At 74.5% G+C, this 7,912-nt stretch carries 4 protein-coding genes; all 4 read left to right on the top strand.

Features of this window, described 5'->3' with window-relative positions; all coding sequences use genetic code 11:
- The first annotated feature begins 40 nt into the window (after positions 1-40).
- The 4 genes from GA0070608_RS03620 to GA0070608_RS03605 are packed head-to-tail and all read left to right on the top strand — an operon-like array spanning position 41 to position 7,894.
- A complete protein-coding gene (locus GA0070608_RS03620) occupies positions 41-793 on the top strand; it encodes a thioesterase II family protein (RefSeq protein WP_176733631.1) in 753 nt (250 codons plus the stop codon).
- Positions 775-1,722: a quinone oxidoreductase family protein gene (locus tag GA0070608_RS03615; RefSeq protein ID WP_091621611.1), complete on the top strand. Its 948-nt coding sequence runs from the start codon at positions 775-777 to the stop codon at positions 1,720-1,722. The genes GA0070608_RS03620 and GA0070608_RS03615 overlap by 19 nt, the downstream gene beginning before the upstream one ends.
- A gap of 5 nt (positions 1,723-1,727) precedes the next feature.
- On the top strand, positions 1,728-6,602 hold the full coding sequence (locus GA0070608_RS03610; RefSeq protein ID WP_091621608.1) for a non-ribosomal peptide synthetase: 4,875 nt from the start codon (positions 1,728-1,730) through the stop codon (positions 6,600-6,602).
- Positions 6,599-7,894, top strand: coding sequence for an ATP-grasp domain-containing protein (locus GA0070608_RS03605; RefSeq protein ID WP_091621604.1), 1,296 nt, complete (start codon positions 6,599-6,601; stop codon positions 7,892-7,894). Before GA0070608_RS03610 ends, GA0070608_RS03605 begins: the two co-directional genes overlap by 4 nt.
- The last annotated feature ends 18 nt before the right edge of the window (positions 7,895-7,912 follow it).

Raw genomic sequence — 7,912 nt, 5'->3', positions numbered from 1 at the left:
CCCGTCTCGTCCCCCGCCAGGCGCCGCCGACGACCGCCCGGTGCTGGTCGTCGCCCCGTACGCCGGCAGTGGCGTCGCGCCGTTCCGGAACTGGGGCCCCGAGCTGGCGGACCTGGCCGCGGTCACCACCGTCCTGCTCCCGGGCCGGGAGCAGTTGTTCGGCAAACCGGCGCTGACCTCGATGACCGAGATCCTGCGTGGGCTGACCCCGCAGGTCGCCGCGTTGCGACCCCGGCCGGTGGTGCTGTTCGGGCACAGCCTGGGCGCGCTGGTCGCCTTCGGACTGGCCCGTGAGCTGCGTCGGGAGGGCGTGCCGCCAGCCGCTCTGATCGTCTCCGGAGCCGGCAGCCCCTGCCGCCGGGACCTCACCGACCTGGTGCACCTGCTCAGCGACGACGCCCTGCTGCAACGTACCGCCGACTACGACGGAATGCCTCCGGAACTGCTGGCCAGCCCCGAGCTGTTGGCCGTGTTCACCCCGATCCTGCGCGCCGACTTCCAGGTCCTGGAGACCTGGACCGTGGACCCGCTGCCGCCGCTGGACCTTCCGGTGACGGTGCTGCGCGGGGTCAGCGACACCTCGGTCACCGACTACCAGGCCGACGGGTGGCGTACCCACACCGTCGCGCCACCCGCCGAACGGTTCCTCCCCGGCGGGCACTTCTTCGTCCACACCGCCCGCGCGGAAGTGCTGCGCATCGTCCGTGACGTGCTGGCCGCCGTGCCCCGCCGCGCCGATGCCCCACCCGCGACACCACGACAAGGAGAAGTTTCGTGCACGCCATCTCGCTGACCAGTCACGGTCCCGGCGGCCTGGAAATCCGCGACGTTCCGGATCCGGTCGCCGCCGGCCATCACACCCTGCTCCGCGTTCGTAGCGCGGGCATCAACTTCTCCGACGTCCACATCGTCGAGGGCAGCTACTCGTTCAACCCGCCGCTGCCGTACCACCCCGGGATCGAGGCGGTCGGGACCACCGCCGACGGCCGCCGGATGCTGGGCCGGGCCAGGTTCGGGGCCTGGGCGGAGCTGTTCGTCGCCGAACAGGTCATGGAGGTGCCCGACTTCGTCTCCGACCGGGCCGCACTCGCGGTGGCCACCCAGGGGTTCACCGCCTGGCACCTGCTGCGGACCATGGCCCGGATCACCCGCCGGGACACCGTCGCGGTGATGGCCGCCGCCGGTGGCGTCGGGTCGATCGCCGTGCAACTGGCCAAGGCGTGGGGGGCACGCCGGGTGATCGGCGCGGCGTCCACTCCGGAGAAGCGTGCGCAGGCCGCCGCCCTGGGCGCCGACGTGACGGTGGACTCCACCAGCACCGACCTCGGCGCGGCCCTGATCGAGGCGAACGGAGGTCGCCTGGTCGACGTGATCCTGGAGATGCACGGCGGCCCGCAGCTCGACTCGGCCCTCGCCGCGCTGGCGTCCTGCGGGCGGATGGTGGTCTACGGCTCGACCTCGGGGGAGGCGAGCACCCCGATCCGGCCCGAGTCGCTGATGGCCGGCACCCGTAGTGTCGCGGGCTTCTCCGCGTACAACCTGGTAACGGAGCGCAACGAGGTGTTCCCGGAGACCATCGTGGGACTGTTCGGAATGATCAAGAAGGGGCAGCTCGACCTGGAGACGGGCCAGTCGTACCCGTACACCGAGGTCGCGCGGGCCGTGGCCGACATGCGGGGGCGGGTCACGACCGGCAAGGTCAGCCTGGACTTCGCGGGCTGAGCCGGATGGAAGCCGTCCCCGCCGGGATCCCCGCCGCCCTGTGCCGCGCCGTGGCCGCCCACCCCGACCGCACGGCGCTGGTCGTCGCCGACGACGCTGTCACGTACGCCGAACTCGGCCGGCGGGTCGACGCGGTGGCCGTCGCCCTGGCCGGCTACGAGGTGGGCCGGGGCGACGTGGTGGGCATCCGCCTCGACCGGTCCGTCGACATGGTGGTGGCCCTGTTCGGGGTGCTGCGGGCGGGGGCGGCGTACGTGCCGGTGGACCCGGCGCATCCGGCCCGGCGCCAGGCAGCGGTCCTGGCGGAGGCGGGGGTCACCCTTCTGATCACCGAACCGGGCACCCCGACCGGCCCGGACGTCGTGGTGCCGGACCTGGCCGCTGCGTTGCGCGGGGAAGTCACCGCCGACGCCGACGCGCTCGCCCGGCTGCCCGAGATCACCGCCGCCGACCTGGCGTACGTGGTGTTCACCTCCGGAACCACCGGTCGTCCGAAGGGGGCGATGGTGCCGCACGGGGCGGTCTTGGCGCTGGCGGGTGGACTCCTCGCGTGCGGGGCCTTCGGGCCGGGGCACGACGTGGTGGCGTGGAACGCCAGCCTCTCCTTCGACGCCTCGGTCCAGCAGTGGTCGCGGCTGCTGCGCGGGGACACCGTGGTGCTGCTCCGCGAGGCCGAGCGGCTCGACCCGGCCGCGTTCGCCGAGGTGCTACGCACCCGCGAGGTCACCGATTTCGACATCACCCCCACCCACCTGCGGGCCCTGCTGCCATACCTGGACCAGTGCGGGGACCTGCGCATCCTGGTCGGCGGCGAGGCCATCGGGGACGGACTGTGGGCGGAGTTGGCCGCCCGGGCCGGGACGAGGGCGTACAACGTCTACGGGCCGACCGAGTGCACCGTGAACGCGGTGGTGGCCCGGGTCGGTGCGGCGGACCAACCGGTGATCGGCCGGCCCCTGTCCGGCGTCCGCGTCCGGGTGGTCGACCCGTTGCTGCGCGAGGCGGGGCCGCAGGAACTGGGTGAGCTGCTCCTCTGCGGGCCCCAGGTCGCCTGGGGATACCTGGGACGGCCGGCGGCGACCGCCCTGGCGTTCGTGCCGGATGCCGGCGCCGGGCCGGGCGGGCGGGCGTACCGCACCGGTGACCTGGTGCGGTGGCTGCCCGACGGGGTCCTGGCGTACCACGGCCGCCGGGACCAGCAGGTGAAGATCCGGGGAGTACGGATCGAGCTGGGCGAGATCGAGCACGCGTTGCGCCGGCTGCCCGGGGTGACCGACGCGGTGGCGCTGATCCGCGACGACACGGTCGTGGCGGGGGTCACCGGGCAACCCGACCCCGGTGCCTGGCGCGCCGCCCTGGCCGACGTCCTGCCGGCCGTGGCCGTACCCACCGACCTGGTGGTCCTGGCGACGCTGCCTCGCAACGCCGGCGGCAAGGTCGACCGGGCAGCTGTTTCCGCCCTGCTCCGCACCGGCCGTACGGTCCCGGTCGACCCCGCCCCCGCCGGCTCTGCCGCGCCGCCGATGACCGACCGGGAACGCTACGTCGCCCGGCTCTGGACGGAGGTCTTCGGGGCTCGTGACCTCAGCGTGGACAGCGAGTTCGCCGCGCACGGCGGGCACTCCCTGTCCGCGATGGTCGTCGCCGGGCGGGTGGCCCGGGAGACCGGGCTGGCCGTCACCGTCGCCGACGTGCTCGCCGAACCCACCGTCGGCGGGTTCGCCGCCCTCCTGGACGTGCGGCCCGCCGCTCCCGCGCCGCCCCGCCCCGCCCACCCGGTCACCGGTGCCCGTCGCAGCGCCCCGCTGGCTCCCCAGCAGGAGGGGCTGTTCCTGCTTCACCAGATGTACCCGCACTGCGCCGCCTACCACGTCCCGGCACTGCTGCGCCTGCACGGTCCGGTCGACCTCGATCGGCTCGACCGCGCGGTCGCCACCGTGCTGGGCAGACACGCCGCCCTGCGTACCCGGGTCGGAATGGTCGCCGCCCGGCCGGTCCAACTGGTGGCGGACCCGCCGGAGGCCGGCGGCCTGGTGGTGGCCGACCCCACCAGCACCGTCGAGAACTGGGCGGATGAGGTGGTGCGCCGCCCGTTCCGGCTGGACACCGGCCCCCTGTTCCGGGCGGAGGTGCTGGTCACCGGAGCGGACACCTGCCTGCTCGCCCTGGTCGGGCACCACATCGTGGTCGACGGCTGGTCCATCGAGGTGGTGCAGCGCGACATCGGTCGGGCGTACCGGGGCGAGAGTCTCCGCGAGCCGGTGCAGTTCCCCGCGGTCGCCGCCGCCGCCCGGTCCCCGGAGCACCGGGCCGTGGTCGAGTCGGAACTCGCCTGGTGGCGCAAGCGGCTGGCCGACCTGCCCGAGCCGGTCCGGCTGCCGTTCGTCCGCCGCCGCCCGGTCACCCCCCGGTTCCGGGCCGGTCGGGTGGCCCACCGGCTCCCCGAACAGGTGGCCGGCGAGCTGCGCGACCTCGCGGTACGTAGCCGGGTGCCGCTGTTCCCCCTGCTCGCCCTGGGCCTGGCGACGGTGCTCAACCGGTACACCGGGCAGGACGACCTGGTCATCGGCACCCCGGTCGCGGACCGGGACGACGCCGACCTGGCCGACTCGGTGGGCTTCTACAACAACTCGCTGGTCCTTCGCCTGGCCGTGGACCGCAACCGGTCGGTGCGGGACAACCTGCGCATGGTGGCCGCCGAGGTCGCCTCGGCCCTGGCCCACCGGCACGTGCCCTTCGACGAGCTGGTGCGGGAACTCGCCCCGCCCCGGGTCGCCTCGGCCAACCCGATCTTCCAGATCTGGTGCAACCTGCTGTCGTATCCGGCGACGCCGCTGGACCTCGGCCCCGGGACCGCCGTCGAGGTGCTCACCCCGCCGATGCCGGGGGCGTTGTTCGACATCTCGGCGTACTTCACCGACGACCGCGACGGCGTGGGGCTGGAGCTGGTCTACGACCTGGACCTGTTCGAGCACGACCAGATCGAGGCACTGGCCGTCGACTGCGTCCGGGTGCTCGCTGACCTTCCTCGCGACGCCGGCCGGCTGCTCGGCGATGTCGGACGGGCCGGCGCGAGCACGGTACGGTCCCCCTGGGGGGCGTACCCGCCGGTCACCTCGTCCGCGGCGGAACTGGGGCGGACCCTGCTGGCCGCGCTGCGCCGCACCGGGAACCGCCCCGCGGTCCTGGCCGGCGACGGGACGGTGACAGGCGACGGGCTCGCCGCGGCCGTCGTCGACTTCGCAACGGCGCTGGACCGCGTCGACCCTGGGCGGCGGCGTGCGGTGGCGGTGCTGGGTGGCCGGAGTCCGGCGCTGGTCGCTGCCCTGGTGGCCGTGCTGGCCGGAGCCAGGACGTTCCTGCTGGTCGACGCTGACCTGCCGGCGGTCCGCCGAGAGCGGATGCTGGCCGCCGCCGGCGATCCGATCGTGGTCGATGCCACCGGCGACCGCCCGGTCGTGCGCCTCGACCAGGCCACCGGCACCCCGGCGGCTCCGGCCGCGGCGGCACCGGTGTCCGGTACGGGATCGCTGCCGGCCGGGACGGCCTACCTCGCGTTCACCTCCGGCAGCACCGGTCGTCCCCGGGCGGTGGCCGCCTCGGCGGCCCCGCTGGCGGCCCTGCTCCAGTGGTACCCGGCCGCGTACCGGCTGACCGGGGAGGACCGGTTCTCCGCGCTCGCCGGGGTCGGCCATGACCCCCTGCTCCGTGAGGTGCTGGTAGCGGTGGCGGTGGGTGCGCCGGTGCACCTGCCGGCAGCCTCGGAGGCGGCGTCGCCGACCGCGCTGGTCCGCTGGCTCGCCGACCGGCGGATCACCGTTCTGCACCTGAGTCCCGCCCTGGGGCGGCTGCTCGTCGCGGCGGGTCAGGCGGCTGGCCTCCGGCTCGTCGACGTCCGGCTGGTCGCCTTCGGCGGCGGCGCGGTGGACGCTCGGGACGTCGCCGGTGTCGCCCAGCTCTGTCCCGGGGCGCGGGTGGTGTCGCACTACGGTGCCACCGAGACGCCCCAGGTGGCCGCCACCATCGACCACGGCCACCCCCGGTCCCGGGAGACCACCGACAGTCGGGCGCTGGTCGGTCCGACCTCGCCCACCGCCGAGATCCTGCTCACCGACGACGACGGGCGTCCGGTGCCGGTCAACGCGGTGGGTGAGATCCGGGTCCGCAGCCCGTACCTGGCCCTCGGGTATCCGGGGGACCCGACCGGCACGGCCCACCGGTTCGGGCCGGACCCGCACGGCGAGGACGGGGTGCGGGTCTACCGGACCGGGGACCTCGGGCTGGCCCGGCCGGACGGCACCATCGAGTTCCGGGGCCGGGCCGACCGGCAGGTCAGCCTCAACGGCACCCGGGTCGAGCTGGACGAGATCGAGGCGGTGCTGCGGGAGCACCCCGACGTGACCGACTGCCTTGTGCTCGCCGACGAGCCCGACGGGGTCACCGCGTACGTCGCCGGGTCACCGGAGCTGACCGGGGACGGGCTGCGCGGGCACCTCGCCGACCTGCTGCCGGCCACCATGCACCCCGCCGACCTGCGGATCCTGGCGGCCATGCCGCTCACCCCGAACGGCAAGCCGGACGTCGCCGCGCTGCGCGCGATCGCTGCCAAGGCCACCGTACGGGCCGACGGGCCCATGGTGTCGCTGGTCGAGCGGGTCTGCGCCGCCGCCCTGGACCGCGACACCCTCGGACCGGATGTCAACTTCTTCGATGCCGGTGGTTCGTCGCTCAGGCTGATCGAGGTGGAGGCCCGGCTCAGCCGTGCCCTGGGTGCTCCGGTCGGGCTGGCCACCCTGTTCCAGAATCCGACCGTCCGATCGCTGGCGGCGGCCATCGACCGGGTCGGAACCAAGCCATCGAGAGAGGAGAATCCCCGGTGACCAGTCCGGACGATCGGCCGGCCCTGATCCTCGTCGGGTACCTGCCGGGTTGGCTGCCGTTGCTGCGCCGTACCCTCGGCGACCTGCGGGTGATCATCGTCGAGGAGCCGGCCGTGGCGTACGCCCGGGGCGCCCGCGAGCATCTCGCCGCCCACTGCCCCGAGTACGACCTGTACGAACTGGACTTCCGCCGCCCGCTGGCGGCCGACCTGTTCCACGTCTGGCATCCGGACCTGCCGATCCGGGCGGTCGTCCCGGTCGACGACGCGGGGATGGCGTTCGCGGCACGGCTGGCCCAGCGCCTCGGCCTGCCCGGCGCCGGACCGGCCGCGGCGGAGATCCTCTACGACAAGTTCCTGCTCCGCCAGGTGGCGGAGGCCGGTGGCGTCGCCGGCCCGCAATGGCGGCGTGTCCGCTCGGCCGCCGACGCGGTGGCCTTCGCCGAGCGGGTCCCCGGCGGACTGGTGCTCAAGCCGACCGCGCGGGCGGGATCCTCCGGGGTGCAGGTCGTCGCGGGCGCCGCCGAGGTCGCGGCGGGCTGGGAGCGGATGGTCGCCCGACCGGCGCACAGCAGCACGCGTGCGCCGACGGCCGAGTCCTACCTGGTCGAACGGCGCATGGCCGGGCGGCAGTTCAACGTGAACCTGCTGGTCCGCCGGGGAGAGGTGCTCTTCCGTACCGTCGTCGCCACCGACGTCGCCTCGGGCTCGCATCCGGTGCCGATGACCGAGACCATCGATCCGGACCTGCCGCCGGCGCGGTACGCCACCCTGGTCGCGGCAGCGGAGCGGCTGGTCGCCGCCGTCGACTTCGACACGGGTTTCATCCACAGCGAGTGGATCCTGGAGGACGGCGTAGCCCGGCTGGTGGAGTGCGCGGGTCGCCTCGCCGGCAACCAGATCATGGTGATGATCGGGTACGCCTACTCCTACGACATCGTCGCGGCGTACCTGGCCGTGATGTCCGGCGAGCCGCTGGACGTGGCACCGCCGGCCCGGCCGCAATCGGCCGCGATGATGCTGACCAAGCGGGTCCGGCCAGGGCGGGTGACGGCGGTCACCGGCGCCGAGGCCGCACGGGCCCGGGCCGGTGTCCTGGCCCTGGAGGTCTCCGTCGCCGAGGGAGACCAGGTGGGGGAACTGGTTTCCCTGCCGGACGCGGCCGCCAGGGTGGCCACGATCGGCCGGACCGTCGCCGAGGCCCGACGGGCCGGTGCGGATGCCCTCGCCGTCCTCGAGGTCAGCACCGTTCCCGTCCAGGTCGAGGAGGGCCGGGGAGGGAGTGCGGCATGAGCGCCGGAGGCCGGGGTG

Source organism: Micromonospora peucetia (assembly GCF_900091625.1).
Taxonomy (GTDB): domain Bacteria; phylum Actinomycetota; class Actinomycetes; order Mycobacteriales; family Micromonosporaceae; genus Micromonospora; species Micromonospora peucetia.
Note: the sequence above shows the minus strand (reverse complement) of the source record. Positions and strands in the feature narration are given on the sequence as shown.